The sequence below is a fragment of the Ruegeria sp. S263 genome, from assembly GCF_056780525.1.
On record NZ_CM165558.1, the window covers coordinates 2,890,462 to 2,916,121 of the forward strand.

Annotated in this window: 30 protein-coding genes; 14 read left to right on the forward strand and 16 right to left on the reverse strand. The window is 57.5% G+C overall.

Going from position 1 to position 25,660, the window contains the following annotated elements:
- The first annotated feature begins 31 nt into the window (after window positions 1–31).
- Entirely contained in the window at window positions 32–1,156 is a 1,125-nt protein-coding gene (locus ACT2B1_RS14400; protein WP_171239612.1) for a beta-ketoacyl-ACP synthase III, read from the forward strand.
- Between the two features lie 78 nt (window positions 1,157–1,234).
- Here the strand turns inward: ACT2B1_RS14400 and ACT2B1_RS14405 are convergent, their stop codons facing one another.
- Window positions 1,235–1,696, reverse strand: a complete 462-nt coding sequence (locus ACT2B1_RS14405; RefSeq protein WP_171120274.1) for a hypothetical protein — start codon at window positions 1,694–1,696, stop codon at window positions 1,235–1,237.
- A gap of 358 nt (window positions 1,697–2,054) precedes the next feature.
- Between ACT2B1_RS14405 and ACT2B1_RS14410 the strand changes: the two genes are divergently transcribed.
- Window positions 2,055–2,633, forward strand: a complete 579-nt coding sequence (locus tag ACT2B1_RS14410) for a thymidine kinase (protein ID WP_171239785.1) — start codon at window positions 2,055–2,057, stop codon at window positions 2,631–2,633.
- Here ACT2B1_RS14410 and ACT2B1_RS14415 read toward each other — a convergent pair.
- From ACT2B1_RS14415 to ACT2B1_RS14435, 5 genes are all read right to left on the reverse strand, one after another.
- Entirely contained in the window at window positions 2,630–3,580 is a 951-nt protein-coding gene (locus ACT2B1_RS14415) for a 2-hydroxyacid dehydrogenase (RefSeq protein ID WP_171239611.1), read from the reverse strand. The two genes, ACT2B1_RS14410 and ACT2B1_RS14415, sit on opposite strands and share 4 nt — an antisense overlap.
- A complete protein-coding gene (locus ACT2B1_RS14420; RefSeq protein ID WP_171120270.1) occupies window positions 3,580–3,918 on the reverse strand; it encodes a tRNA-binding protein in 339 nt (112 codons plus the stop codon). The genes ACT2B1_RS14415 and ACT2B1_RS14420 overlap by 1 nt, the downstream gene beginning before the upstream one ends.
- Window positions 3,911–4,726 carry a pyrroline-5-carboxylate reductase gene (gene proC, locus ACT2B1_RS14425; protein ID WP_171120269.1) on the reverse strand — a complete coding sequence of 272 codons (816 nt, stop codon included), beginning with the start codon at window positions 4,724–4,726 and terminating at the stop codon, window positions 3,911–3,913. The genes ACT2B1_RS14420 and proC overlap by 8 nt, the downstream gene beginning before the upstream one ends.
- A gap of 40 nt (window positions 4,727–4,766) precedes the next feature.
- Window positions 4,767–5,267 (reverse strand): type III secretion system chaperone family protein, encoded by a 501-nt coding sequence (locus ACT2B1_RS14430; RefSeq protein ID WP_170753355.1) that lies wholly within the window; start codon window positions 5,265–5,267, stop codon window positions 4,767–4,769.
- 310 nt (window positions 5,268–5,577) lie between these two features.
- Window positions 5,578–5,826, reverse strand: a complete 249-nt coding sequence (locus tag ACT2B1_RS14435; protein WP_170548257.1) for an accessory factor UbiK family protein — start codon at window positions 5,824–5,826, stop codon at window positions 5,578–5,580.
- A 97-nt stretch (window positions 5,827–5,923) separates the two neighbouring features.
- Between ACT2B1_RS14435 and lgt the strand changes: the two genes are divergently transcribed.
- The 5 genes from lgt (at window position 5,924) to ACT2B1_RS14460 (ending at window position 10,144) form a co-directional block, all read left to right on the forward strand.
- Window positions 5,924–6,811, forward strand: coding sequence for a prolipoprotein diacylglyceryl transferase (gene lgt / locus ACT2B1_RS14440; RefSeq protein WP_171239609.1), 888 nt, complete (start codon window positions 5,924–5,926; stop codon window positions 6,809–6,811).
- Window positions 6,808–7,875: a class I SAM-dependent methyltransferase gene (locus tag ACT2B1_RS14445; RefSeq protein ID WP_171239608.1), complete on the forward strand. Its 1,068-nt coding sequence runs from the start codon at window positions 6,808–6,810 to the stop codon at window positions 7,873–7,875. The genes lgt and ACT2B1_RS14445 overlap by 4 nt, the downstream gene beginning before the upstream one ends.
- Window positions 7,872–8,630, forward strand: a complete 759-nt coding sequence (pgeF, locus tag ACT2B1_RS14450; RefSeq protein ID WP_171239607.1) for a peptidoglycan editing factor PgeF — start codon at window positions 7,872–7,874, stop codon at window positions 8,628–8,630. Before ACT2B1_RS14445 ends, pgeF begins: the two co-directional genes overlap by 4 nt.
- 269 nt (window positions 8,631–8,899) lie before the next feature.
- On the forward strand, window positions 8,900–9,028 hold the full coding sequence (locus ACT2B1_RS14455) for a hypothetical protein (RefSeq protein ID WP_255431604.1): 129 nt from the start codon (window positions 8,900–8,902) through the stop codon (window positions 9,026–9,028).
- 333 nt (window positions 9,029–9,361) lie between these two features.
- The gene (locus tag ACT2B1_RS14460; RefSeq protein WP_171122240.1) at window positions 9,362–10,144 is read left to right on the forward strand and encodes a Hint domain-containing protein; all 783 of its coding nucleotides are present in this window, start codon (window positions 9,362–9,364) and stop codon (window positions 10,142–10,144) included.
- A gap of 117 nt (window positions 10,145–10,261) precedes the next feature.
- Here ACT2B1_RS14460 and ACT2B1_RS14465 read toward each other — a convergent pair whose 3' ends face one another.
- Window positions 10,262–10,762, reverse strand: coding sequence for an Lrp/AsnC family transcriptional regulator (locus tag ACT2B1_RS14465; protein WP_171239606.1), 501 nt, complete (start codon window positions 10,760–10,762; stop codon window positions 10,262–10,264).
- A 227-nt stretch (window positions 10,763–10,989) separates the two neighbouring features.
- Between ACT2B1_RS14465 and trxB the strand changes: the two genes are divergently transcribed.
- From trxB to ACT2B1_RS14485, 4 genes are all read left to right on the forward strand, one after another.
- Window positions 10,990–11,931, forward strand: a complete 942-nt coding sequence (trxB, locus tag ACT2B1_RS14470) for a thioredoxin-disulfide reductase (RefSeq protein ID WP_171120255.1) — start codon at window positions 10,990–10,992, stop codon at window positions 11,929–11,931.
- Window positions 11,932–11,935: 4 nt separating this feature from the next.
- Window positions 11,936–12,400 carry an RES family NAD+ phosphorylase gene (locus ACT2B1_RS14475; protein ID WP_171239605.1) on the forward strand — a complete coding sequence of 155 codons (465 nt, stop codon included), beginning with the start codon at window positions 11,936–11,938 and terminating at the stop codon, window positions 12,398–12,400.
- A 63-nt stretch (window positions 12,401–12,463) separates the two neighbouring features.
- A complete protein-coding gene (locus ACT2B1_RS14480; protein ID WP_481667997.1) occupies window positions 12,464–14,134 on the forward strand; it encodes an adenylate/guanylate cyclase domain-containing protein in 1,671 nt (556 codons plus the stop codon).
- Between the two features lie 217 nt (window positions 14,135–14,351).
- Complete coding sequence (locus ACT2B1_RS14485) at window positions 14,352–16,070, forward strand: bifunctional sulfate adenylyltransferase/adenylylsulfate kinase (protein WP_481667998.1); 1,719 nt, start codon at window positions 14,352–14,354, stop codon at window positions 16,068–16,070.
- 57 nt (window positions 16,071–16,127) lie between these two features.
- On the opposite strand, the gene ACT2B1_RS14490 is transcribed toward ACT2B1_RS14485, so the two are convergent.
- The 4 genes from ACT2B1_RS14490 to ACT2B1_RS14505 form a co-directional block, all read right to left on the reverse strand.
- Entirely contained in the window at window positions 16,128–16,988 is an 861-nt protein-coding gene (locus ACT2B1_RS14490) for a glycosyltransferase family 10 domain-containing protein (protein WP_171212208.1), read from the reverse strand.
- Window positions 16,985–17,872 carry a PhzF family phenazine biosynthesis protein gene (locus ACT2B1_RS14495; protein WP_481667999.1) on the reverse strand — a complete coding sequence of 296 codons (888 nt, stop codon included), beginning with the start codon at window positions 17,870–17,872 and terminating at the stop codon, window positions 16,985–16,987. Before ACT2B1_RS14495 ends, ACT2B1_RS14490 begins: the two co-directional genes overlap by 4 nt.
- Before the next feature lie 95 nt (window positions 17,873–17,967).
- Window positions 17,968–18,192 carry a DUF1150 family protein gene (locus ACT2B1_RS14500; protein WP_171120244.1) on the reverse strand — a complete coding sequence of 75 codons (225 nt, stop codon included), beginning with the start codon at window positions 18,190–18,192 and terminating at the stop codon, window positions 17,968–17,970.
- A 5-nt stretch (window positions 18,193–18,197) separates the two neighbouring features.
- Window positions 18,198–18,611: an Hsp20 family protein gene (locus ACT2B1_RS14505; protein ID WP_058275530.1), complete on the reverse strand. Its 414-nt coding sequence runs from the start codon at window positions 18,609–18,611 to the stop codon at window positions 18,198–18,200.
- A gap of 164 nt (window positions 18,612–18,775) precedes the next feature.
- Between ACT2B1_RS14505 and ACT2B1_RS14510 the strand changes: the two genes are divergently transcribed.
- The 3 genes from ACT2B1_RS14510 to ACT2B1_RS14520 all read left to right on the forward strand — a co-directional run bounded on the left by ACT2B1_RS14510 (window position 18,776) and on the right by ACT2B1_RS14520 (window position 20,625).
- Complete coding sequence (locus ACT2B1_RS14510; RefSeq protein WP_171239601.1) at window positions 18,776–19,000, forward strand: YdcH family protein; 225 nt, start codon at window positions 18,776–18,778, stop codon at window positions 18,998–19,000.
- Window positions 19,001–19,076: 76 nt separating this feature from the next.
- Window positions 19,077–19,565, forward strand: coding sequence for a 5-(carboxyamino)imidazole ribonucleotide mutase (gene purE, locus ACT2B1_RS14515; protein ID WP_481668000.1), 489 nt, complete (start codon window positions 19,077–19,079; stop codon window positions 19,563–19,565).
- Complete coding sequence (locus tag ACT2B1_RS14520; RefSeq protein WP_171239600.1) at window positions 19,558–20,625, forward strand: 5-(carboxyamino)imidazole ribonucleotide synthase; 1,068 nt, start codon at window positions 19,558–19,560, stop codon at window positions 20,623–20,625. Before purE ends, ACT2B1_RS14520 begins: the two co-directional genes overlap by 8 nt.
- A 62-nt stretch (window positions 20,626–20,687) precedes the next feature.
- Here ACT2B1_RS14520 and ACT2B1_RS14525 read toward each other — a convergent pair whose 3' ends face one another.
- The 5 genes from ACT2B1_RS14525 to groES form a co-directional block, all read right to left on the reverse strand.
- Window positions 20,688–21,839 carry an alpha-D-ribose 1-methylphosphonate 5-triphosphate diphosphatase gene (locus ACT2B1_RS14525; RefSeq protein ID WP_481668001.1) on the reverse strand — a complete coding sequence of 384 codons (1,152 nt, stop codon included), beginning with the start codon at window positions 21,837–21,839 and terminating at the stop codon, window positions 20,688–20,690.
- Entirely contained in the window at window positions 21,836–22,609 is a 774-nt protein-coding gene (locus ACT2B1_RS14530) for an alpha/beta fold hydrolase (RefSeq protein WP_171239784.1), read from the reverse strand. The genes ACT2B1_RS14525 and ACT2B1_RS14530 overlap by 4 nt, the downstream gene beginning before the upstream one ends.
- A gap of 38 nt (window positions 22,610–22,647) precedes the next feature.
- The gene (locus tag ACT2B1_RS14535; protein WP_481668002.1) at window positions 22,648–23,490 is read right to left on the reverse strand and encodes a DMT family transporter; all 843 of its coding nucleotides are present in this window, start codon (window positions 23,488–23,490) and stop codon (window positions 22,648–22,650) included.
- Between the two features lie 176 nt (window positions 23,491–23,666).
- The gene (groL, locus tag ACT2B1_RS14540; protein WP_171120235.1) at window positions 23,667–25,310 is read right to left on the reverse strand and encodes a chaperonin GroEL; all 1,644 of its coding nucleotides are present in this window, start codon (window positions 25,308–25,310) and stop codon (window positions 23,667–23,669) included.
- A gap of 54 nt (window positions 25,311–25,364) precedes the next feature.
- Window positions 25,365–25,652 (reverse strand): co-chaperone GroES, encoded by a 288-nt coding sequence (gene groES, locus ACT2B1_RS14545; RefSeq protein WP_170352338.1) that lies wholly within the window; start codon window positions 25,650–25,652, stop codon window positions 25,365–25,367.
- Window positions 25,653–25,660 lie beyond the last annotated feature (8 nt).

Sequence of the window (25,660 nt, forward strand, 5' to 3'; positions counted from 1 at the left end):
TTGGGCAAATTCGAGATATCCAGGGATGATCATGTACACGCCAGCTATCACCGGCACCGGTGTTTTCACGCCAGAGAATGTCATCACGAACGCCGAACTTGTCACCGCGTTCAATGCCTATGCCGACAAGATGAACGCCAAGAACGCAGACGCGATTGCCGCAGGCGAGATGGAGCCTATGCAACATTCGTCGGAAGAGTTCATCCTGAAAGCCTCTGGTATCGAAAACCGCTACGTGATGGACAAAAGCGGCGTTCTGGACCCTGACGTCATGCACCCCCTTATGCGTCAGCGCAGCGATGACGAGCCGGGCATCATGACCGAGATGGCTGTAGACGCCTGCAAGAAAGCATTGGCACAGGCCGGGCGCACCGCAGAAGATGTCGATCTGGTCATCTGCGCAGCTTCGAACCACGAGCGCGCCTATCCCGCGATCGCGATCGAGATACAGCAAGCACTGGGCATAAACGGTTTTGGGTTTGACATGAACGTCGCCTGTTCTTCGGCGACGTTCGGCATTCAGGCCGCCGCCGACATGGTTCGGTCGGGTTCAGTCAAAAGCGCGCTGGTGGTGAACCCCGAGATTTGCACGGGGCATTTGGAATGGCGAGACCGTGATTGTCATTTTATCTTTGGCGACGTCGCAACAGCGACCTTGATCGAAAGGATCGATGACGCGGATGGCCCGCATTTCGAAATACTCTCGACACGTTGCGCAACCGAGTTTTCCAATAACATCCGAAACAACAACGGATTTCTGCGCCGCACCCGACCTGCCGGACTTGAGGATCGCCGTGACATGCAGTTCATGCAGAACGGCCGGAAGGTGTTCAAAGAGGTCTTGCCGATGGTCAGCAAACACATCGCAGACCACATGGAATCCGAGGGCGTCAGCAGCGAAGACCTAAAGCGCCTGTGGTTGCATCAGGCGAACAAGACCATGAACGATTTCATCGGTAAGAAAGTGATGGGACGGCAACCGGCACCCGAGGAACAGCCCAACATTTTGCAGGACTACGCCAACACGTCTTCGGCTGGGTCGATCATCGCGTTTTCAAAATACTCCGATGATTTTGCAGAAGGCGAAGTCGGCCTGATCTGCTCATTCGGGGCGGGGTATTCAGTTGGGTCGGTGATTGTGAAGCGCCACGGATAAGGCACTCATCCTGGCAAACCGGACTCCCTGACTGAAAGCTTTGGATTGGCCCCGGCCCGACAGGGGCCGGTGGTGGCGTCAGCTCACGCTTTCTTCTTCTAGGTGCAGCTTCATTTCGATCAGAACCTGTTGCAGCAGGCTGGTTTCTTTCAGCAGCCGTTTTGCTTCGTTGACCGTAATGATGCCATCTTCAATCGCGGCTTGATACTCGGTCATCAGCATCGCAAAGCGCTGGCTCAACGCAATCACGTCAGAATTCACCCCGCCCGTGCGCGGTGTTTCACTGTTTCGTCCATCATAGGACAGCGTGATATTTTTCAGATCCGCCAAGGCCGAGGTGACGTGCGGAAAATTGGCAACTCCCTCCAGACGGGCAACGGCGTCGACGGGCATAAAGCGGTCGGCATGTTCAGCGTTGTCAGAATAATAACGCCCAAGCGTCGCCTTGGATTTTCCGGTAATCTCGCACGCTGCTTCGATTCCGACATCCTTAACCAACGCTTCGGTATGCTTTTTCAGATAAGCCCCAATATCCGCCATGCTCCACCCTCTGCTGCCTGCCTCCCCAGTGTATTCTTCGTTGCGGGGGAAAGGGAAAAGAAATTTCCCATAACCGAGTCATAATTCAAATGGCATATATTGGCTATCCCTCAGATATGCGGGGGTTTTGTGAGTGAGTGGCGGCAGTTCTTGCCGAGTACGAGTGATTGTGGGGTAATTTTTGAATGCCCTGCTTTGTTTAGGCCGCATGTTGGCCGACGACGTCGCTGTTGTTGTCGTTCGGGTATCCATCCCCATTGAGCCTATGCTCGGCCCTGACAGCAACAACGGCGGCGTCGCTTCTACTGCGACATATGATGGCTTGTCCGCACCGTTCAGGCGTTTTAGACCCGGGACCATGGCAAAGCTGTACTTCAATTATTCTACAATGAACGCAGGCAAATCGACCGTCCTGTTGCAAGCCTCGCACAACTATCGCGAGCGGGGCATGGATACCTATTTGATGACCGCCGCGTTGGACGGACGTGCAGGTGTGGGCAAGATTGCATCCCGAATCGGAATATCGTCGGACGCCGACACGTTCACGGCTCAAGACGATGTTTTCGCAATGATCGAAGGGCGATTGGCCAAAGATAAAGTCGCCTGCGTGTTTGTCGACGAAGCCCAATTTCTGACCGAAGATCAAGTTTGGCAACTGGCGCGCGCCGTAGACGACCTGAAAGTGCCAGTGCTTGCTTACGGGCTGCGCGTGGATTTTCAGGGCCGTCTATTTCCAGGCTCGGCTGCGTTGTTGGCATTGGCTGACGAAATGCGTGAGGTCCGCACCATATGCGAATGCGGGCGCAAGGCGACGATGGTGATTCGTCAGGACGAAAACGGAAACACCATCACCGAAGGCGCGCAGGTGCAGATTGGCGGGAACGAAACTTACGTCTCGCTATGCCGCAAACACTGGCGTGAGGCTGTGGGCACTTAGACCGGGTTCGGCAGTGGGCGTCCGTCGATAAAGGCGGCCACATTGTCCAGGGCCATATTCCCCATATCGCTGCGCACTTCTTCGGTCGCGGTGCCCAGATGGGGCAACAGTGTCACGTTCTCCATGTCGAGTAGGGCTTGCGGGACCGCGGGCTCAAACTCATAGACGTCCAATCCCGCTCCGGCGATCTGGCCGGCACGCAGCGCGGCAATCAATGCAGATTCGTCCACGACTTCTCCGCGCGCGATATTGATCAGAAGGGCCGACGGGTTCATAGCTTCTAGTATCTGCGCGTTGATCAGGTGACGGGTTTCCGCACCGCCAGGGACTGCCAGGATCAGGAAATCGACCCGAGCACCCAGCTCTTTCAGGTCAGGAACATATTCCGCCGGAAAGTCGATCTCTTTCTTGCTGCGGGATTGATAAAAGACCTGCATTCCAAACCCGAAATGACACCGACGGGCGATAGCTTGACCGATGCGCCCCATACCAACGATCCCAACACGTTTGCCCGTCACGTGGTGGCCCAGCATCTGCGTCGGATGCCATCCCTGCCAAGTGCCAGCCCGGACCTGCCGTTCCCCTTCCCCCGCACGCCGGGCTGTAGAAAGCAGCAAGGTCATCGCTATGTCAGCGGTTGCATCCGTGACGGCGCCCGGTGTGTTCGTCACGGCAACGCCTGCGGCCCGCGCCGCATCCACGTCGATGTGATTATACCCAACTCCGAAATTTGCCAGCAATTTGCATCGGGGGTTGGGCACCAGTGCGAATACCTGTTCCGAAAAAAGATCGCCCAAAGTCGGGACCACCACATCGAATTCGGTCAACGCACGCAGCATCTCATCCCGCGTCATCGGTAATGTATCTTCGCGAAACTCGACATCAAACTCTGCCCGCGCGCGGGCTGTGACTGCTGCTGTCATAGGGCGGGCAACAAGTAGTCTCATCAGTGCATCCGCCCGCCAACAGGAACGTCACCATCAGGGCCGATCAGAACGATCTCGCCACTTTCATCAGGAAGACCCAACACAAGCACTTCGGACATAAAGCGACCTATTTGGCGCGGGGGGAAGTTCACCACAGCCATCACCTGTTTACCCACCAGCGTGGCCGGGTCGTAATGCGCGGTGATCTGGGCCGATGTCTTACGCTCACCAATTTCATCGCCGAAGTCGATCCACATCTTGATCGCAGGCTTGCGCGCCTCGGGGTACGATTCGGCACGAACGACTTTGCCGACGCGGATGTCGACCTTGAGGAAATCGTCAAATGAAATCTCATTCACGAGAAAGCTCCTTGGATCGGTCGGTAGCGGCTTTCACGGCACGGTGCAGCAGATCGGGGAAGCCTTCTTCTTCGTGCATCAACACCTCAAGCGCGGCCTGGGTCGTACCGTTGGGAGAGGTCACGTTGATCCGCAATTGCGAGGGGTCGTCATCGGCGGCCATCGCCAGCGCACCAGCCCCGGCCACAGTCGACTTAGCCAGTTTCATTGCCAGATCGTGCGGCAAGCCCTGCGCCTGACCCGCAGCGGCCAGCGTTTCAATCAAGTGAAAGACATAGGCCGGGCCTGAACCGCTAAGGCCCGTTACTGCGTCCATCTGAGATTCGTCATCCAATCGGACGGTCTCGCCAATGGCTGACAACAGGTCTTCGGCCAGTGCGACATCGTCATTCGATGCGACAAAATTCCCGATCAAAGCTGTGATCCCCTGTCGGATCGCTGCGGGTGTGTTTGGCATCGCGCGCACGATCGGCGTGTCCGTGCCCAAAACGGCTTCGAAGGTGGCAATCGACGTCCCCGCCGCGACCGAGATAAACAGGCTGCCGCCGCCGCCCAGCGCCTTGATCGCAGGCAGGGCCTCGCCCATCATCTGCGGTTTGACAGCCACCAGCACCACAGCGGGGGCTTCGGGCAGCGGTGTGTTGATATTGACGCCCTGCGCCTTCAACCAGTCCGATGGATACGGGTCCACAACCCAGACCGATGACGCAGGAAGGCCATGCTCCAACCATCCAGCGAGCATGGCCGATCCCATCTTGCCGCAACCCAGAAGCACCAGCCCCTGTTCGGCGACGCGTGACATATCCATGATTGCCCCTCCCCCTTACTTGTCGGTTCGGGGCAAAGCTTTACGCGCGCCCGTAGGCCTCTGCAATGGCGACCTGCATCGCGTCTTCGGGATCGCGGTTGCCCCATGTGACCAACTGGATCGCGGGGTAATACCGCTCGGCGCTCAGGACGGCTGCAGTGATCATCGTGTCGATTTGCTCGGGACTGGCCATCTGTCCGCCAGCAAGAACAAGACCGTAGCGATAAACCATCAGTTTCTGGTTGGCCCAATAGGTAAAGGCACCCGCCCAGCACTGATCATTCATCTTGTTCAGCAATTCGTACAACTCGGACTCACGCTCGGACGGCGGGTCCATTTCAAACGAACACACCATGCGCAGGGTTTCGTCATAGTTCGACCAGGCCAGCGTGATTGAGTAGGTACGCCACTGCCCTTCGACAGCCATGGCGATCTGGTCATCCCCGATCCGGTCAAAGTCCCAGTCGTGGTGCTCAGCCAGGTGTTCAACAATATCTATTGGATGAAGATCTTCTTCGAGAAACTGCTCGGAAAGGGCCATAATGCCACCTCACTAATCTCTAGCATTTTGGGGCTGGCAGCGCCCCAGCGCTAGTTGCCTGCTCTACAAGCCGGGCTTCCCCCGTGGGCCTGTACTAAATATGGTGCGCTGCCAGTACCCGTCTGGCAACCCTATTTATTGGGGATAACAGCAATAAGTTGTGGACGAACGGTCACGGCGATCAAAATATTGGCGTCGCGTGCAGCTTTGTCTTGATTAAATTCTGCAAGGCGGCAAGATGCACAACACCGCACAATCCCTACCCGGATCGCGCGGCGTTTCTCTTGCATCGAAAATTTGGATTCGGACGTTACTTGTCCAGTTTCGCCTCAAGCGCTGCGATGCGTTCTTCCAGCGCGGTATTCTCTTCGCGCGCTTTTTGGGCCATCGCACGGACCGCGTCGAATTCCTCGCGCGTCACGAAATCCCGATCCGCCAGCCAGCGGTCGATCATCGACTTCATCGCATTTTCGGCCTCTTCCCGCGCACCCTGTGCTACGCCCATGGCGTTGGTCATCAATTGGGATACGTCGTCCAGAATCTTGTTGCGGGTCTGCATGGCTTTTCTCCGAAATCGCGGTTGATCCCTATATGGGTAAAGTTTGCGTCAGGCTCAAGGTTGACTTGCCCCATAAAGCACGGGCAATGAGACGCACATGCAGGCTGTTCTGAATTTCCCCGATCTGTCGCCCGAGCTGTTCTCAATCTCACTCTTCGGGATGGAGTTCGCGCTGCGCTGGTACGCACTGGCTTATATTGCAGGTATTCTGATCGCGTGGCGCTTGGGTGCAATGGCGCTGCGGCGGCCTGCCCTTTGGCCAGAATCGACCCCACCCATGAAGCCCGCGCAACTGGAAGACCTGCTCACATGGATTATTCTCGGCGTCATTCTGGGGGGTCGGCTGGGTTTCGTGTTGTTTTACCAACCCGCTTATTACTTGGCGAACCCGCAGGACATTCTAAAAGTCTGGCAGGGCGGAATGGCCTTTCACGGCGGACTGCTCGGAGTGGTCGTTGCCTCTTATCTGTATGCGCGTCGCCACAAGGTTCCGGTATTGTCCTTGGCCGACCTTATCGCACACGCGGTTCCGCCGGGGTTGTTGCTGGGGCGGTTGGCAAACTTTGTAAACGCGGAATTATGGGGACGCCCGAGCGAGCTGCCCTGGGCCGTCATTTTCCCCGGTGCGGCCGCGCAGGATTGCCCCGGCGTACTTGCTGGCATGTGCGCGCGGCACCCATCGCAACTCTATGAAGCGGCGCTGGAAGGGGTGCTGCTGGGGGCGGTACTGTTGTGGCTGGCCTATCGGCGCGGTGCGTTCAAGACACCCGGTTTGATCATGGGGGTTTTCCTGGCCGGTTATGGTGCCTCGCGATTTATTGTCGAGTTTTTCCGGCAGCCGGACGCACAATTCATCTCGCCCGGTAATCCGCTGGGGCTGGCGTGGCATATCGGCGGCTATGGGCTGACAATGGGTCAGTTGCTGTCAATCCCCATGATCGCACTTGGCTTGTGGTTCGCGCTGCGTGCGCGATCTGTTCGATGACTCTGACCGATCACCTACTTGCGCGCATCGCGCAAGACGGCCCGATGAGCGTGGCCGACTACATGACCGAATGCCTGCTGCATCCAACTCAGGGATATTACTCCACCCGCGACCCTCTGGGTACTCTGGGCGATTTCATCACAGCGCCGGAAATCAGTCAGATGTTTGGCGAACTGATCGGTTTGTCGTTGGCGCAAGCCTGGATAGATCAGGGTCACCCCAACCGCTTTGCGCTTGCCGAGCTGGGTCCGGGGCGCGGCACGTTGATGGCCGACATTCTGCGCACAACCCGAAACATTGAGGGCTTCCACGACGCCGCGGAAGTCACCTTGCTGGAGGCTTCCCCGATCCTTCGACAAATCCAGTCGGATACCCTGAAGGGATACACGCCACGCTGGATCGAAACGGTTGCCGACCTGCCCGATGCACCGCTGTTTGTGGTCGCGAACGAATTCTTCGACGCCCTCCCCATACGTCAATTCCTACGCGACGGCGATGGATGGCGCGAGCGTCTGGTCGGGCGTGAAGGCGAATCACTGACGTATGGTCTGGGGGCACAGGCATCTCAGGTGGCACTGATGGATCGGCTGGACGATACACAAGATGGTGATCTCGTCGAACTCTGCCCATCCGCAATTCCAATTATCACCGTTTTGGCAGGCCGGATCGCGACGCAAGGCGGAGCCGGGCTGATTGTTGATTATGGCGACTGGCATTCGCTGGGCGATACCTTGCAGGCCGTTCGCAAGCATCAGCGGGCAGACCCTTTGCAGGCACCGGGACAGGCTGATCTGACCGCCCATGTCGATTTCGAGCCGCTGGCCACCGCCACACGCGCCGCCGGATGTGCCCACACGCGCCTGACGCCTCAGGGGGTATTTCTGGAGCGGCTGGGAATAACTGCGCGCGCGCAGAAGCTTTCTGCGACTCTCAGCGGGGTCGAGCTTGATAAACTGGTTTCCGCACATCGCAGGTTGACGCATCCGAATGAAATGGGAAACCTGTTCAAAGTACTGGGCCTCTACCCTTCCTATGCCGCCCCCCCTCCGGGACTGGAATCATGACACTGGAAATTCTGACTTCGGACATGCTGTCCTCTGTTCGCCACGGGTTCTTCAGCCGTCGCGGAGGCGCGTCTTCCGGCATATTCGCCGGGCTCAACTGTGGATATGGATCTTCGGATCAGACCGAGGCCGTAGCGATCAACCGCAATCGGGTTGCGGACGCAATGGAAGTTACGCCCGACGCAATGATTGGGGTTCATCAGGTCCATTCTCCAACCGTGCTGTCGGTCGACGGACCGATAAATGGGGAAAAGCCCAAGGCTGATGCGGTGGTAACATCGACGCCCGGTCTGGCGCTCACGATCCTGACAGCGGATTGTCAGCCAGTTCTGTTTGCCGACCCCGAAGCACAGGTCATCGGCGCAGCCCATGCAGGCTGGAAAGGCGCGCTGGATGGCGTGTTGGAGGCCACGCTCGACGCGATGGAGGCATTGGGCGCAAGTCGCACAAATACGATTGCAGTGATCGGACCGACGATTTCGCAGACAGCCTATGAGGTGGGTCCAGAGTTTCTGGACGATTTCGTCGCGGATTCCCCAGACAACCTGCGGTTTTTTGCGAACGGCACTGGCGACAGGCTTCAGTTCGACCTGCCCGCATTTGGCCTTCACAGGCTGCGACAGGCGGGAATCGGTCAAGCCGAGTGGACTCGGCACTGCACCTATTCCGATCCGGTTAGATTTTATTCCTATCGCAGGGCGACCCACGCCAAAGAAGCCGACTATGGCAGACTGATTTCAGCAATCAAATTGTAAACCAAGACCGAATTGTGGCGATATCGCCGCTTTTTCGCCACATTCTTTGTGTCTATCTGAGTCGGAACAAATTGAGTTTTATTGTCCGCTCTCAGGTGCTTATCTGCCGATGCTCCAGCAGTGCGAGACAGTATGAAGAAAGAGGAGCTGCCAACCTTCATTTTGTCCTGAATTGATCCCGGATCAGCCTTATCGGCGCCTCAATATGGCGTCACATTGGCTAACCATAGGGAACGGGGTGTCAAACCCCCGAGGAGCAGGAACACAAAATGAAGATCAAATCTCGCTTTCTCAGCGCCGTTGTTGCGGCGAGCAAAGAGAAGGGGCTGGAGATGCCGTGGAAACACGTTTCCAGCCGCTCGGTCAGAGTTGCGCGCCGTTTGGCAAAGCAAGGCTGACCGACATGCCCAGGGTACCAAGCTGCCGGTCCCCAGGGCCAAGAAACACGCCGGAGGGGTGCTCCGGTCCGGTGTGTGGCCTGCCGCAGGTATTCAAAGCGGTCAGGTTCAGGGGCATGTGTGCGCCGGCAATTTCAGCCTGCTTTGGTGTGAGTTTGTTTGGGGGGTCAAAATGTTGGCCAAAGGTCTGCGGATTATTTTTTCATCGCGTCGTCGAATCGACCGCCGCCTTAGGGTCGCCCTTTCAATCAAAACAAAAAATAAGACTAATCAGACGGGTCTCTTTCGAGAGGTCACTCCGTCTGAGCGGGTACTAGAAGGGACGGAATAACTATGCCTATTCCACATTCGCTCTCACGGGCTGCCAGGAATGCCGTTGATACTTCGGCAATGCTGCAAGATGCCTCAAGATCGCCGAACAAACCCAAGGCGCAGCTGCGGCGCTATGAGGTCAGTTCGCTGATGCCAAACGGTGACGTTTCGCAGACACGGCACATCGCACCGGCTTTGCCGATGTTTGAAGATGCATTCTGCGCATTTACGCGCGGTTCACTGGTTGAAACAAAGACGGGTCCCTTGGCGATCGAAGACCTGCTGCCCGGTGACACCGTTCTGACGCAGGACGGTTCCTCGCAAACTGTTTTGTGGAAAGGATCAGTCACTCTTGTCCCAGGGCGCGAGGACTCGCGCGGGCGCACCCGCCCCTTGACCCGCATCATGGCGGACACGTTTGGGATGCAGAAACCTTTGTCTGGCGTAATCGCGGGTCCGGCCGCGCGTATCGTCGGGACACCGGCCCATCTGCGCCACCTGCATGGCAACGAAACGATTTTGACACCGGTCCACGAATTTCAAGACGGGATGAGTGTTATCGAAACCCTTCCGCCCACTCCGATCGAGCTGTTTCACATCTGCCTAAAACGCCACTCGGTCATCAAGGTTGATGGGCTACAGTTCGAAACTTATCACCCGGGGGTCAACGCAGTTCGGATGATCAGTCATTCGCTGCGGTCAATCTACCTGAACCTGTTTGCGCATGTCGATTCGCTGAACGATTTCGGCCCGCTGTTGATGCCGCGTGCCGGTGACGGAGAAGTAGACGCAATCACAGCGTAAACACAAAAATATTGCTGCAAAGTGGGGGCTTTATGCAGATTTTACTAGGTTGGGCACTGTTCTTGCTCGTCACGGCGATTCTACCGCCATGTTGTGCTGCGCATAAACGCGCGCGGTTCAAGCCATCCGGCTCATTCGTTCTTCCAGCACGTCAAAAGGTACGCCGGGCTCGTCCTTAGCGCCCCGGATCACAAGCGACGTTTTCACGCTTGCCACGTTCGGAGTGGTCAGAAGTTCACCTGTTAGAAATTGCTGAAAACTGCTTAGGTCCGGGGCCACGCATTTCAGGATGAAATCGACCTCGCCATTCAGCATGTGACACTCGCGCACCAGAGGCCAGTCGCGGCAGCGTTCTTCAAAAGAACTGAGTTCGGATTCGGCCTGACTTTCCAGTCCGACCATGGCAAAGACCTGAACTTCGAATCCCAACTCGCGCGCGTTCACCTCGGCATGATACCCACGGATCAGCCCTGAATCTTCCAGCGTGCGCACACGCCTTAGGCAGGGCGGGGCTGAAATTCCCACTCGCTTTGCCAGTTCGACATTGGTCATGCGACCGTCTGCCTGCAATTCCGCCAGAATCTTGCGGTCAATCTCATCCAGCCGTGTCGCGACCATTCAATGCTCCTGAATTTTCGGTTGTTATATCAGCACCCCAAAGATGCGCAATAATCTTTCGCGTATGCGCAATTTTCTTTATTTTCAGTGTTCTTTTTTTAGGCGCTTTTCGCTGAACGCATAGCGGATGTGTGACAGGTAGGGGCTTTAAGCGCCGCACTGTGGTCGTTATATCCATTCGCCAAGGGGCCAAGCGCCCAAAACAGGCAGATCGAGTTGGGGGTACCATGGCCGAAACACGTCACACGAAGGTTCTGATCATCGGATCGGGACCGGCCGGTTATACAGCGGGCGTCTACGCCAGCCGCGCGATGCTTGAGCCGATTCTGGTTCAGGGCATTGAACCCGGCGGTCAGTTGACCACCACCACCGAGGTTGAGAACTGGCCCGGCGATACAGAAGTTCAGGGTCCCGATCTGATGGTTCGCATGCAGGACCACGCCAAGGCGATGGGTTGCGAAATCATCGGCGACATCATCAATGATCTGGACGTCTCGAAACGTCCGTTCACCGCCAAGGGTGACAGCGGAACAGTTTATACGGCCGATGCCGTCATTCTTGCCACGGGCGCCCGTGCCAAGTGGCTGGGCCTGCCGTCGGAAGAAAAGTTCAAGGGTTTCGGCGTATCCGCCTGTGCAACCTGTGACGGGTTCTTCTATCGCGGACAAGAAATCGTGGTGATCGGCGGTGGCAACACTGCGGTCGAAGAAGCGCTGTTCCTGACCAACTTCGCCAGCAAAGTGACATTGATCCACCGCCGCGACGAATTGCGGGCCGAGAAAATCTTGCAGGACCGGCTGCTGAAGCACGAAAAGATCGAGCCGCTGTGGTTCCACGAGCTTGAAGAAGTCATCGGCACGGATGCCCCGTTGGGCGTCGAAGGCGTGCGCGTCAAGAATGTGAAGACCGGCGAGGTCACCGAGATCCCGTGTAAAGGCGTCTTTGTTGCGATCGGCCACGCGCCTGCGAACGAGTTGGTCAAAGACTCGCTGGAAACCCATATGGGCGGGTATGTCGTCACCAAGCCGGGCTCGACCGAAACGTCGGTTCCGGGCGTCTTCGCGGCGGGTGACCTGACCGACCACATCTATCGCCAGGCTGTTACCAGCGCCGGTATGGGCTGTATGGCTGCATTGGATGCGGAACGGTTTTTGGCCGAGCAGGAGTAACGTGATGATGGAGTTCTCCGGCCCGGTCTGGAGAATTCTGTTTCTATCCCAAATTAGCGCCCCTTTGGTTCCCGCTCAGGCACCCGAGGGGCGTTTTCATTATTCCGGGCAAATCGCTCTCTACGCTTCTCTTAGCGCCGAAGGCGCGGGTGTTGCCATCCGTCGATATGTCTCGCCCAACGACCCACCAAGAATATTGCAGAGGGCAGAAGTATCGGGCGCAAGGTTGATCGATCTGCGCGGTCAGCACAAAGCGTCGATAGTTTGGCAAGATATCCATAAAGAACATGGCTTTTCACCAACATGGCGGTATTCCGACCAAGCTCGTGCCAAACACGCTGACGGTTTGATCTACAGCTCTCGGACCCGCCCAGAGCTGAGCCACATTGTGCTGTTCAATCTTTCCCAGGCCATTATTTGCGCCCACGCTCAGGCAACCCCGTGGGAACCATCCTATTCTCAACCATAACTTGACCCATAGCCCCAGCCGCTCCAGACTCGGGCGCAAGAAATGCGAATACAGGTGGCTTGATTGAAAAGCGTTCTTTGGCAAGGCGGGTGGGCAACCCGGCTGCGGATTGGCAGCGGCTTAATCCTGTTTGCCTTCGCTTTCTTTCACTTCATCAATATTGGCCTGGGCCTATTCCACACCGATTATCTGCACGATATGCAAGACGGTCGCCACGCCGTCACACGCCATGACATCGGCAGCGCGGTTCTGTACGTGGCCTTGTTCACCCATTTCGGGCTTGCCCTGTATTCCATTAGCCAACGCCGCACATTGCGAATGCCGTTTAACACCGCCCTGCAAGTGGTACTGGGTTTGCTGATCCCGCTGCAATTGATCGCGCATATCGTGCACACGCGCTATGCACATGAGATATACAACGTCAACGACGAGATGGGGTATATTATCGCCCTGATGTGGCCCAGTTCCGCGATCTACATGCAAGGCCTTCTGTTACTGGTCGTCTGGGTTCACAGTTGCATCGGGCTGCATATGTGGCTTCGCCTCACCCGTTGGTGGTCAAACGTAGCCCCCTATCTGATCGGGTTGGCGGTTTTTGTTCCGTCCTTTGCCCTTGCAGGCCTGCTGACCGAGGGTCGCAGGATTTGGACCGATTTTGCTGATCCTTCACTGCGCGAACAATATATCGAACATTACAACTGGCCCTCACCCGAAGAGTTTCAGGCCCTTTTCAGTGTAAAAGACAACGCAATGATGGCGTTCTGGATTGCACTGGCTACGTCCATTGCCGTGTTTCTTGGTCGCAAACTCTGGCGGCGCAGACATTCTGTGCGGGTCAAATACGTCGAAGGCCCCGAAGTCGTGGCAGAGAAAGGCATGACGCTGCTGGAAATCTCACAGGCCAACGGCATCCCCCACACCGCCCTTTGTGGCGGCAAGGGACGCTGCACGACTTGTCGCGTGATCGTAGAAGACGGTGCCGAGAAACTTCCGGCCCCCAGTGACGTTGAAGCCCGCAGTCTGGCAGCCGTCAGCGCACCCGATGGTGCTCGGTTGGCGTGCCAGATACGCCCGACCGAACCGATCACGGCCTTTCGCATGTTCCGCCCCGACGGAGGGCGGCAGCGCGCACATGCCAGTCAGGGTCAGGAACGCAAACTGGCCGTGTTATTTCTGGATATGCGGGGATTCACCTCGCGGACCACGGGGCAGTTGCCTTACGACATTGTCTTTCTTCTGAACCGGTTTTTTGATGCCATCGTTCCGGCCATCACCGCTGACGGGGGTGTGGTTGATAAATACATGGGCGACGGGCTGCTGGCCGTGTTTGAAACGCCTGATGCCGAAAGTTCGGCAAAAGCGGGTTTGAAGGCAGCGGCAGATGTCAGTCACGCCCTCATGCGGTTCAATCAGCAGCTGGAAGCCGAAGGAAGCCCGCGCATTCGCATCGGAATGGGCCTGCATCTGGGCGATTTAGTTCTTGGTGAAATCGGTGCTGCGGGAAATGCCGCACGCACCATCATCGGCGATGCAGTCAATGTGGCCAGCCGGTTGGAGGCCGAAACAAAGGCATTGAAAGTGGAACTTCTTGTCTCAGACGACTTGCTGAAGATTGCCGGGTACCAAGGCGATCTGAACGGGATGAAGTCCTTTCAGCTGCGCGGTGTGACCCGACCGATTCCCGCTCTACCTGTCCAAAGCGCGGCGGACCTATTGGAAAGTGCCTCCTCATAGGAACACATTCACGTTTTGGCACCATTTTGCCGACCATTGCTGGAACCACGGTCGTAATTTCTGCCGGATGTCAGAAAATCCTTCCATTCCGCGAAAAAACCGCGCATTTCGTCCTTTGTTTCATGAATGTATATGGACTTCGCCCAACGGTCGGGGCAAATGCCCCGCAAACGCCCTTGAATCACTGGCAAAACCGCACTTCGACAAGAGTATTCCAATGACGATGTTAAGCAATCTCGCTCCGATCCCTGAACTATATGTTTCCTACGAATCCGCACAGAAACTGAAAGTAGAAGCCGCTGACCTGACAAGCTGGGACCTGAGCCCCCGCCAGATTTGCGATCTGGAGCTTCTGATGATTGGCGGGTTCAACCCTCTGAAGGGGTTTCTGACCGAGGCTGATTACGACAACGTCGTAGACAACATGCGTCTGGCCGACGGCACCTTGTGGCCCATGCCCATCACGCTGGACGTCAGCGAAGAGTTTGCCGATACTATCGAACTAGGTCAGGACATCGCCCTGCGCGACCAAGAGGGTGTGATCCTTGGCACCATGACCGTGACCGACCGTTGGACCCCGGACAAGGCGCGCGAGGCTGAGAAAGTGTTCGGCGCAGATGATGACGCACACCCGGCGGTGAACTACCTGCATAACGTGGCAGGCAAGGTTTATCTGGGCGGTCCCGTTGTCGGCATCCAGCAACCCGTCCACTATGATTTCCGCGCCCGTCGCGACACCCCGAACGAGTTGCGCGCCTACTTCCGCAAGCTGGGCTGGCGTCGCATCGTTGCGTTCCAAACCCGCAACCCGCTGCACCGCGCGCATCAGGAACTGACGTTCCGCGCAGCCAAAGAAGCGCAGGCCAACCTGCTGATCCACCCGGTTGTCGGCATGACCAAGCCCGGCGACGTCGATCACTTTACCCGCGTGCGCTGCTATGAGGCGGTTTTGGACAAATACCCGGCCTCGACCACCTCGATGTCGCTGCTGAACCTTGCCATGCGCATGGCAGGCCCGCGCGAGGCGGTTTGGCACGGCCTGATCCGCGCGAACCACGGCTGCACCCACTTCATTGTCGGGCGTGACCACGCTGGCCCAGGCAAGAACAGCCAAGGCGAAGATTTCTACGGCCCCTATGACGCACAGGATCTGTTCCGCAAGTTCCAGGACGAGATCGGCCTTGAGATGGTTGACTTCAAACACATGGTCTATGTGCAAGAGCGCGCCCAGTACGAGCCGAATGACGAGATCGAAGACAAGGACAACGTCACGATCCTGAACATCTCGGGCACCGAACTGCGCCGCCGTCTGGCCGAAGGTCTGGAAATCCCCGAATGGTTCAGCTTCCCCGAGGTTGTGGCCGAGCTGCGCAAGACCAAACCGCCGCGCAGCCAACAGGGTTTCACCGTGTTTTTCACCGGTTTCTCGGGCTCGGGCAAATCCACCATCGCCAACGCCTTGATGGTCAAGCTGATGGAAATGGGTGGCCGCCCCGTGACGCTACTGGATGGCGACATTGTGCGTAAGAACCTGTCGTCGGAACTGGGCTTCTCGAAAGAGCACCGCGACCTGAACATCCGTCGCATCGGCTATGTGGCCAGCGAGATCACCAAAAACGGTGGCATCGCTATTTGTGCACCGATTGCGCCCTACGCAACCACGCGCCGCGCGGTTCGGGAAGATATCGAACAGTTCGGTGCCTTCTGTGAAGTTCACGTCGCGACCAGTATCGAGGAATGTGAACGTCGCGACCGCAAGGGCCTGTACAAGCTGGCGCGCGAAGGCAAGATCAAGGAATTCACAGGAATTTCTGACCCTTATGACGTCCCCCAAAACCCCGAGTTGAGCGTCGAGACCGAGAATGTCGATGTCGACAACTGCGCCCATCAGGTGCTGCTCAAGCTGGAAAGCATGGGCCTGATCGCAGCTTCCTAAGACAGCGCATATGTTCTATGAAAGGCCCCGCAGCGCGAGGGCCTTTTGCATTTCTGGTTAAAGTTCTGCGCGCAGGGCTGCGACCGCGCGGCCTTCGAAATCCCCAAACTCCGCAGCCTTGGCCTGAATCGCTTGCAACCGAGGCAAGCGGGCTGCGTAATCCTCGGGCGACAGAGATTGGATCGCTTGCTGAATATCAGCCTCAGATTCACATATGATCATGCCCGAACTATCCATGAAATCGTCGATATTCGGGCAACCCCAATAGATCGGCACAGTTGAACACAGGATCGCGTCGGTCAGTTTTTCGGAGAAATAGTTTTTCTCGCGCACGTTTTCGATCACTACGGAATAGCGATAAGGCGCAAGGCCGTCGGATTTTTGGTCAAAGGGGTTATAGCCCCGCCCCATGATATCCACGTCCGCATCAGTTTCCCGCACCCAGTCGATGACAGAGTGGCGCAACTGATGCCCTTCGAGATCACGTTTGCCTGACGCGATCAACGAACAGGATTTTGACTTGGTCACATCCAATTCGCGCCAGTTTGGAATCATTGTGACGCCATAGGGCAGGAATACCGCGTTCGGGATACCTTGCAGCAAAACATCATGAAACGTCAGGACGCGGAAAAACCGCCGCCACGTCCAGCGCAGCATCCGGTCGTGTTTGGCGTGGATGGCCGAAGGTTCGCCCATCATCAGGGAAATCTGCGCACGGGTGCCCCGGCGCAGGCGTAGATGCACAGTTGAATTGGGGTACATGATCAAGTGATCGGTGGGCTCAAGGTCCCCGACGGATTTGCCGATCAGTCGCTCGGGGCACCCCTCGGGCCAGATCAGGTCAGCCAGGGGTAGCGATGACAGCTTTGGCCCCAAACGATTTCCATAAGGCAATATTGCAATGGCGGGTTCGGTCATACAGACACCTCTGGCAGGTTGACCTGACCACGCATCAGAACGTGACCACGCCCGGCAACCTTTATACCAGTCATCGCATCAGAAGGCCCGACGCGGGTCACGGTCGCTTGACCGGGGCGTCCCATGTCGTACCCCTGTTCGGCTGTGAACCTATCCTTCGCCATCAGACCGTGTTTCCACAGATAGGCGGCCATCGCCCCGGTTGCCGAACCGGTAAAGGGGTCCTCGGGCGGGCTGGGTGGCGCCAGCAACAAGCGCGAGAATGTGTCTCCTGCATCGGTTGCGCCCTTCAGCGTGACAAGAAAAGGTTCCGCCATGTCAGACCCAGAAAACCCTGCCATTTCTGACACATCCCGAAGCGCCTCGACATTCAACTTGGCTGCTCGCAAGGCGTCGTGATCATGCAGCACCGTAACGCAAAAAGGCAGTCCCGTAGATACAAACTGCGGAGGAGATATGATGTCGTCCTGAGACAAACCAGTCGCCGCAGCCACCAAATCGGCGGGAACATACGCACCAAACTGTGGCGCGACCTGAATCATCTCGATCTCATCCCCGATCAGGCGGATCGAAACAACACCGGCACCCGTTTCCAGCGTCAGCGTATTTCCCTGAATTAACCCACGGGACCGCATGGCCGCGACAGTCGCAATGGTTGGATGACCGGCAAATGGGAATTCTCGGCTGGCCAGAAAGTAGCGGACCCGGATGTCGGCGACCTCGGACGGTCCTGTAAACGTGCACTCGACAAGCGAGGTCTCTTGCACAAAGGCCATCGAGGTGTTGTCAGATAGGGCCGCCCCACCGTGGACCACGGCGCAACCGTTTCCACCAAATGCCCTGTCGGTAAAGGCATCTACCCAGTCAAAATCAAACCAGCTCATTTCCGCGCGCTCTTTCTTATGCAAACCGTCTCCGGTTCGCATAACTCGCCCGACGGACAGCAGATGTCACGTGGAAAACGTCAGAGGGGCCGTGCTCAGTGCACGGCCACCGGCGAGAAGTCATGCTCGCGCGCAAGGTTGAACGCCAGCTTGCGGTCGGCGACCAGCGCCAGTTGCTGACCGTCCGAGTCGTGGACAGCATAGAGCAGATCCAGATCCCCTGCCTGTTCGCGCAGTTCCCGAGGCAGATCAGCGACTTCGACCGTTTTGACATAGACGATCCGGTCGCCTTCGGCGTTCAGTTCTATCGGTGTATTCATTGCTCTTACCCCTTTCTTATGTTGATCGTTTGCACCACGGTTTCCGGCACGGCGCGGGTCAGATCCACATGCAGCAGACCGTTTTCCATGATCGCCTCGCCCACCTCGACACCGTCGGCCAGCACGAACATGCGCTGGAACTGACGCGCCGCGATGCCGCGATGCAGGAAGATGCGCCCCTCGCTGTCGTCGCGTTGACGACCCCGGATCACCAGCTGGCGATCTTCGATGGTGATCGACAGATCCTCTTCCGCGAACCCGGCTACCGCCAGAGTGATACGATACGAAAAATCCGAGGTCTGCTCGATGTTATAGGGCGGGTATCCTTCATTTCCGGCCTTTGCAGACCGTTCCAAAAGGCGTTCCAATTGCTCGAACCCCAGAAGATGCGGGTATGAGCCAAGAGTAAGTTTTGACACGTATTTTCGTCCTTTATTGTCAAAGCGACGTGTTTTGCGGCCCCTTTTTGGCAACCGCATGCTATAGAATATGGGAAGAAACCAGGATGTCCACAAGGTCTGGCGGGATAACGCCTGACACACTATCTTGTGTGACAAGCACCACAATAACAACCGAGTCGCCCATGAACGCGCCCACCGATCTTTCAATGAAAACAGATGAGGTTTTAAGGGTGGAGCTGGAGGTTTTTCGCCGCCAGCACCGCGATCTGGATGAGGCAATCGAAGCGTTGCAGGCCAAGGGCACGTCCGATCAACTGACGATCAAACGGCTGAAAAAACAAAAACTGCGCCTGAAAGACGTCATCCGCCTGATCGAAGACCGTCTGACCCCGGATATCATCGCCTGAACGCTCTGTACTGCATTGCCACATAAGCGGATTTGGCTATAGTGCGCGCTCTTTCGAAACGCAGGGACACAAGCGGATGAGCGACGTGAAAGTGGGGATCATCATGGGCAGTCAATCGGACTGGCCTACGATGAAAGAAGCCGCAGACATTCTGGATGAATTGGGCGTGGCGTATGAAAAGCGCATTGTCTCAGCACACCGGACGCCTGACCGCCTTTGGGACTATGGGAAGACCGCCGTGTCGCGTGGCCTGCAGGTAATTATTGCTGGTGCGGGCGGAGCTGCACATTTGCCGGGCATGATGGCTTCGAAAACGCGGGTCCCGGTGATTGGGGTGCCCGTCCAGACGCGGGCGTTGTCCGGGGTCAATTCGCTTTATTCCATCGTGCAGATGCCCAAAGGGTTTCCCGTGGCGACCATGGCCATCGGGTCGGCAGGTGGCGCCAATGCCGGGCTTATGGCCGCTGGCATACTGGCGCTGCAGGACGATGCTCTGGCCGCACGGTTGGACACGTGGCGCGATGCGCTCTCGGCCTCGATCCCGCAGGAGCCTGTCGATGACTGAGATGCTGCAGCCCGGCGCAACGATCGGTATTCTTGGCGGCGGCCAATTGGGACGGATGCTGTCGGTTGCAGCGGCCCGTTTGGGATTTCTGACCCACATCTATGAGCCCGGCGCAAACCCTCCGGCCGGTCATGTGGCCGACCGGGTGACGACGGCAGCCTATGAGGACGCCGACGCTTTGAAAGCCTTCGCCGAGTCGGTTGATGTCATCACCTACGAGTTCGAAAACATCCCGACCGAGGCGCTGGACATTTTGGAAACCCACCGTCCCATTCGCCCCGGCCGCGAGGCGCTGCGCGTCAGCCAGGACCGCCTGACCGAAAAGACATTTCTGCAAGGGCTCGGCCTGCAAACCGCACCTTTTGCCGACATTACCGATCTGGACAGCCTGACAGCCGCGATTGAACAAATCGGAACGCCTGCGATCCTGAAAACCCGTCGTTTTGGTTATGACGGCAAGGGGCAGGCCCGACTACGCACCCCCGAAGATGCCGAAACCGCTTTGGCAGACATGGCCGGCGCGCCTGCAATTCTTGAAGGGTTCGTCGATTTCAGTCACGAAATCTCGATCATTGCGGCCCGCGGGCTGGATGGTCAGGTGGCCTGTTTCGACCCCGGCGAAAATGTGCATCGCGACGGCATCCTGCACACCACAACGGTCCCGGCACGTCTGCGCCCCGCACAGCGTACGGATGCGGTTTTGCTGGCGGCCAATATCCTGAACGCTCTGGACTATGTGGGCGTGATGGGGGTCGAGCTGTTTGTAACGCCCGGCGGCCTGATCGTGAACGAGATCGCGCCACGTGTACATAACTCGGGCCATTGGACGCAGAACGGCTGTGCCGTCGACCAGTTCGAGCAGCATATTCGCGCCGTGGCCGGATGGCCCTTGGGCGACGAGCAGCGCCACTCGGATGTGGTGATGGAAAACCTGATCGGTGCCGACATGAACCGCGTGCCGGAACTGGCGCAGGAGCGTAACGTGGCCCTACATCTCTATGGAAAGGCCGAAGTTAAGGCAGGTCGGAAGATGGGGCATTTCAACCGTATCATGCGCTAAGAAATCGCGCTGGCGTGCGATGCCCACGGTGGGGATATTTTTAGCCAGATGAAGCACGTGGATCAGGCTAGGAACCGGGCCGCGATATCACCAGCCATGTAGCTGATCCGACCCGCTGCCATTGTGGCGGCAACCCGGTGTGTCTTTGCGTCTAGAATGACCAAATCAGCACGTTGGCCTAGCGCCAGCGTGCCACGATCCTGTAATCCCAGAACCTGCGCCGGACCAGAGGACACAAGCGTCCAGGCACCGGCAAAATCCAGCAGACCGCTTTTGGCCAGCATCAAAGCGGCACGGCGTGGACTGGGGTAATGGTAATCCGAGGCTAGAGCATCGCACAGCCCCATAGCTATCAGGTCCAGCGCGCTGGCATTGCCTTTATGCGATCCGCCACGCACTACATTCGGGGATCCCAGAATAACGTGATCGCCGGCAGCGCGGGCGGCTTCGGCGGCCTCAAGCGTTTCGGGAAACTCAGAAATGCGCGCGCCCCGATTTCGCCAGTCGGCCCGGGTTGTCGAGGTCGCGTCATCGTGACTGCCCATGCGCACCCCCTGCCCCGCCAGCGTCGCGCAGAGATCATCCAGCGCCTGAGGCACCTCGGAGCTGCGAGCGTGCATGGATAGCAACATCTCAAAGTGTTTGTCTGGGTTGCGCCCAGCCTTCAGCGCCTGTCCAGTCAGGCGCGGCGGTTTGCGCCCTTCTACCAAGCGGTCATGCGGCAAGTGGTCGTTAAAGACGACATAGGGCACTTGCCACGCTGCGATACGTTCGGGCAAGCCCTTGTAATCGTCCAGCATATGCGTCTCAAACCGCAGTTGTGGCAGCAAGTCCGTTACGACCTGGCCTTTCACCGACGCGATTGCATCAAACACCTGCCCCGCAAATTCAGGGCCGCGCACGCCGCCTTCCCAACTATAGAACTGCGCCAAGACAGCGGTCGTGATCCCGTTGGCGGCAAGCTCGGCTTCGACCGACAGGATACCCTCATCCATCTGTTTCATCGCCCCCCGGCGCGGCGCGATGTGACGTTCGAATCCGTCACCGTGCAGGTCTATGATTCCGGGCAGCAACAAATACCCCGACAGGTCGATGGATCGTCCTGTACAGTCAGATTGAAAGACACCCTCGGCCAATGACAGGTTGGCAACGGTCAGACCGGCGTCCGGCAACAGAACCTCTGCACCTGTCAGCGTCAGGTTCAGAGCAGTCACTGAGAGGGCTCCGAGACAGGTTCAGAGCAATCCTGCCCAATGCAGATTTCATCAATAATATCCTGCACCCCGTCCAGCCAGGTGATTTCCGGATCGAACTGGCCAAACTCGATAAAATGCAGCGCCTGAGCCATGACGCGGGGGTTATTCATCATGAAGGTGTGGGTCACGGGCAAGACGATATGATCTTTCATCCCGTCGACCTTGGTGGTTTCGACAGAAACCTTGCCGTCATCCTTGCCGTCGATCATTGAGGAAAACAAAGGGTTCAGAGAATTTTCGCCGGCAATTACCCCCAACTCAAAATCAACCGGCGGTAACCGGGCCGGGATTCCTTCTGGGCCCGTTCCCAGCGCCAGACCCGCAGGCCCGTGCAGCATTCCAAACACCTCATATGCGCCCAACTCATCAACCAGTTGGCTTCCCTGATTGGGCGGTCCAAGCATGACCGCGCGGCCCAGATTTTCAGGCTGGTTACCCTGCAGCCAATACCGCAAAAGGATCCCCCCCATCGAATGAGCCACGACGTTGACTGTGTCGTCGCCGCAGGCCGCAAACGCCTCGGGCAGAGTTTGGTTGGCCAGCTCAGGGATCGGCAAATCCGTTGAAGGGTAACTAGGCCGCACGACCGTATAGCCATGCGCCTTGAACAACTGCTCCATCACGGTAAAGGACGCCTCGGTACGCGCAAGCCCATGCAACAACACGACGCACTTTGCCTGCGCCACGGCAGGAAAAAGAAATAGAACAAGGGCAAACAGGTATCTCATAGCGGCCAGATAAGCCCAAACAGGGTGCATTAAAACCCCTAGCGCGGCTTCAACTTAAGGACCGCCAGCGCAATGCCACCCAACACCAGTGTCGCACCAAGTATTAAGCGCACCGAAGCTGTCTCGCCCAACAAGATGACGCCGCCTACAATCGCGATGATCGGAACGCTCAACTGGACCACCGCTGCAGTGGTCGGTGCCAACTGCGGCAGGACACGATACCAAAGCGCATAGCCCATTCCAGACGTAACACCCCCAGAGAGGGCGGCCAGCAGGTAACCGTTAGCAGTCATGTGCCAATCGGTGCTGCCGGACCACAAGGCCAATGCGGTGACCGGCAACGCGACAACAAAGTTGGCCGCTGTGCCGGCCAATGCGTCCGGCTCGGATCGGCCAACCAATGAGTAGATGGCCCAGCCCACCCCAGCAGCAGTCATCAGGGCGGCTCCAACTGGGTCCACGCGCAGTTCACCGGACGGCCATAGCACCCAAGCTAGCCCGCCAAGCGCAATCGCGGCCCCGGCAATCTGGCGGGTGCCCGGAGTTGTTCCGGTCACCGATGTCACTGCAAACATGGTGATTTGGACCACCCCAAACAGGATCAACGCGCCCAGTCCCGCGTCCAGTGTCAGGTAGGCAATCGAAAAGCCGATCATATACAAAGACAGGGAACCCGCCCCGGCGATCCGACGCGTGTATCGCAGCGGCAAATGCCCACCTCTGAGAAAAACCAGCACCGCCAGCACCACAGCCCCTGCCAGAACGCGCATAACGGCAAAACCGGCGGGATCAGCGGCACCGCTTTCAATGGCCAACCGATTAAGAATCGAATTCGCCGCAAAAGCGCACATGGTCAGGGCAGAGAGCAAAAACAGTCGCATACCCATCGCATAGCGGGTTCCACGCCGTTTGCACACTCACTTTCCCGCAACCAAAACCCCGATCTTCTTCTGTTCAAAAATACTTCCGCCGGAGGCATGACCGCGCAGCGGGCATTTCAAACGAAACGGGGCCGCCCGAAGGCGACCCCATCCATAAGCACTAAGGCTTAGACAGCTTACATCATGCCGCCCATGCCGCCCATGTCGGGCATGCCGCCGGCAGGTGCCGCGCCTTCTTTGGCAGGACGGTCTGCAACCATCGCTTCTGTGGTGACCAGCAGGCCAGCAACCGATGCCGCGTCTTCCAGAGCGGTACGAACTACTTTGGCAGGGTCGATCACGCCGAACGAGAACATGTCGCCATATTCTTCGGTCTGCGCGTTGAAACCGAATGCCACGTCGCCGGATTCGCGGACTTTGCCCGCAACAACCGCACCGTCAACACCTGCGTTTTCGGCGATCTGGCGCAGCGGCGCTTCAATTGCCTTACGAACGATGTTGATGCCTGCATTCTGGTCAGCGTTTGCACCTTCCAGAGTTTCCAGCGCTTTACCGGCCTGAACCAGGGCAACACCGCCGCCCACAACAACGCCTTCTTGAACAGCAGCACGCGTTGCGTTCAGAGCATCGTCCACACGGTCTTTACGCTCTTTCACTTCCACTTCGGTCATGCCACCGACGCGGATAACAGCAACACCGCCTGCCAGTTTGGCAACGCGCTCTTGCAGCTTCTCACGGTCGTAGTCCGACGAAGTTTCTTCGATCTGAGTGCGGATCTGAGCAACACGTGCTTCGATCTCGGCTTTCTCGCCAGCACCGTCGACGATGGTGGTTTCGTCTTTGGTGATTTCGATTTTCTTGGCGGTGCCCAGCATGTCCATGGTGACGGACTCGAGCTTCATGCCCAGATCTTCGCTGATAACCTGACCGCCGGTCAGGATTGCGATGTCCTGCAGCATGGCTTTGCGGCGATCGCCGAAGCCCGGAGCTTTGACAGCAGCAATTTTCAGGCCGCCGCGCAGTTTGTTCACAACCAGAGTCGCCAGCGCTTCGCCTTCAACATCCTCAGCGATGATCAGCAGAGGCTTCTGCGACTGGATCACCTGCTCGAGCAGCGGAACCATCGGCTGCAGCGAAGACAGTTTCTTTTCGTGCAGCAGGATCATGCAGTCATCCAGATCTGCAATCATCTTGTCTGCGTTGGTGACGAAGTAAGGCGACAGGTAGCCACGGTCGAACTGCATACCTTCGACAACATCGGTCTCGGTTTCCAGACCTTTGTTTTCTTCGACGGTGATAACGCCTTCGTTGCCGACCTTCTGCATCGCGTCTGCGATTTGCTGGCCGATTTCGGCTTCGCCGTTGGCCGAGATGGTGCCAACCTGAGCAACTTCTGCCGAGTCTTTGACTTCACGCGACGCGTCTTTGATGCCTGCAACGACTTTGGCAGTTGCCAGGTCGATGCCGCGCTTCAGGTCCATCGGGTTCAGGCCAGCTGCAACCTGCTTCAGACCTTCGCGAACGATGGCTTGGGCCAGAACGGTTGCAGTGGTGGTGCCGTCACCGGCTTCGTCATTGGTGCGGCTGGCGACTTCTTTCACCATCTGCGCGCCCATGTTTTCGAACTTGTCTTCCAGTTCGATTTCCTTGGCAACCGAGACACCGTCTTTGGTGATGCGCGGCGCGCCGAAGGATTTGTCCAGAACCACGTTGCGGCCTTTGGGGCCCAGGGTCACTTTAACAGCATCGGCCAGGATGTTCACACCTGCCAGCATGCGGTTACGGGCATCGGTGTCGAACTTGACGTCCTTTGCAGCCATGTCGTTTCTCCTTGAGAAATAAGTTGGGAATGAAGATCAGAGAAAGCGCGCGGCTTACTCGATGATCCCCATGATGTCGCTTTCTTTCATCATCAGCAGCTCTTCGCCATCGACCTGAACCTCGGTGCCCGACCATTTGCCGAACAGGATCTTGTCGCCAGCTTTTACAGCCATTGCGATCAGCTCGCCGCTGTCCTTGCGTGCGCCTTCGCCGGTCGCGACGACTTCGCCTTCGCTGGGCTTTTCTTTTGCGCTGTCAGGAATGATCAGGCCGCCTGCAGTTTTCTCTTCGCTTTCGGTACGGCGAACCAGCACACGGTCATGAAGCGGTTTCAATGCCATCTTTGCAG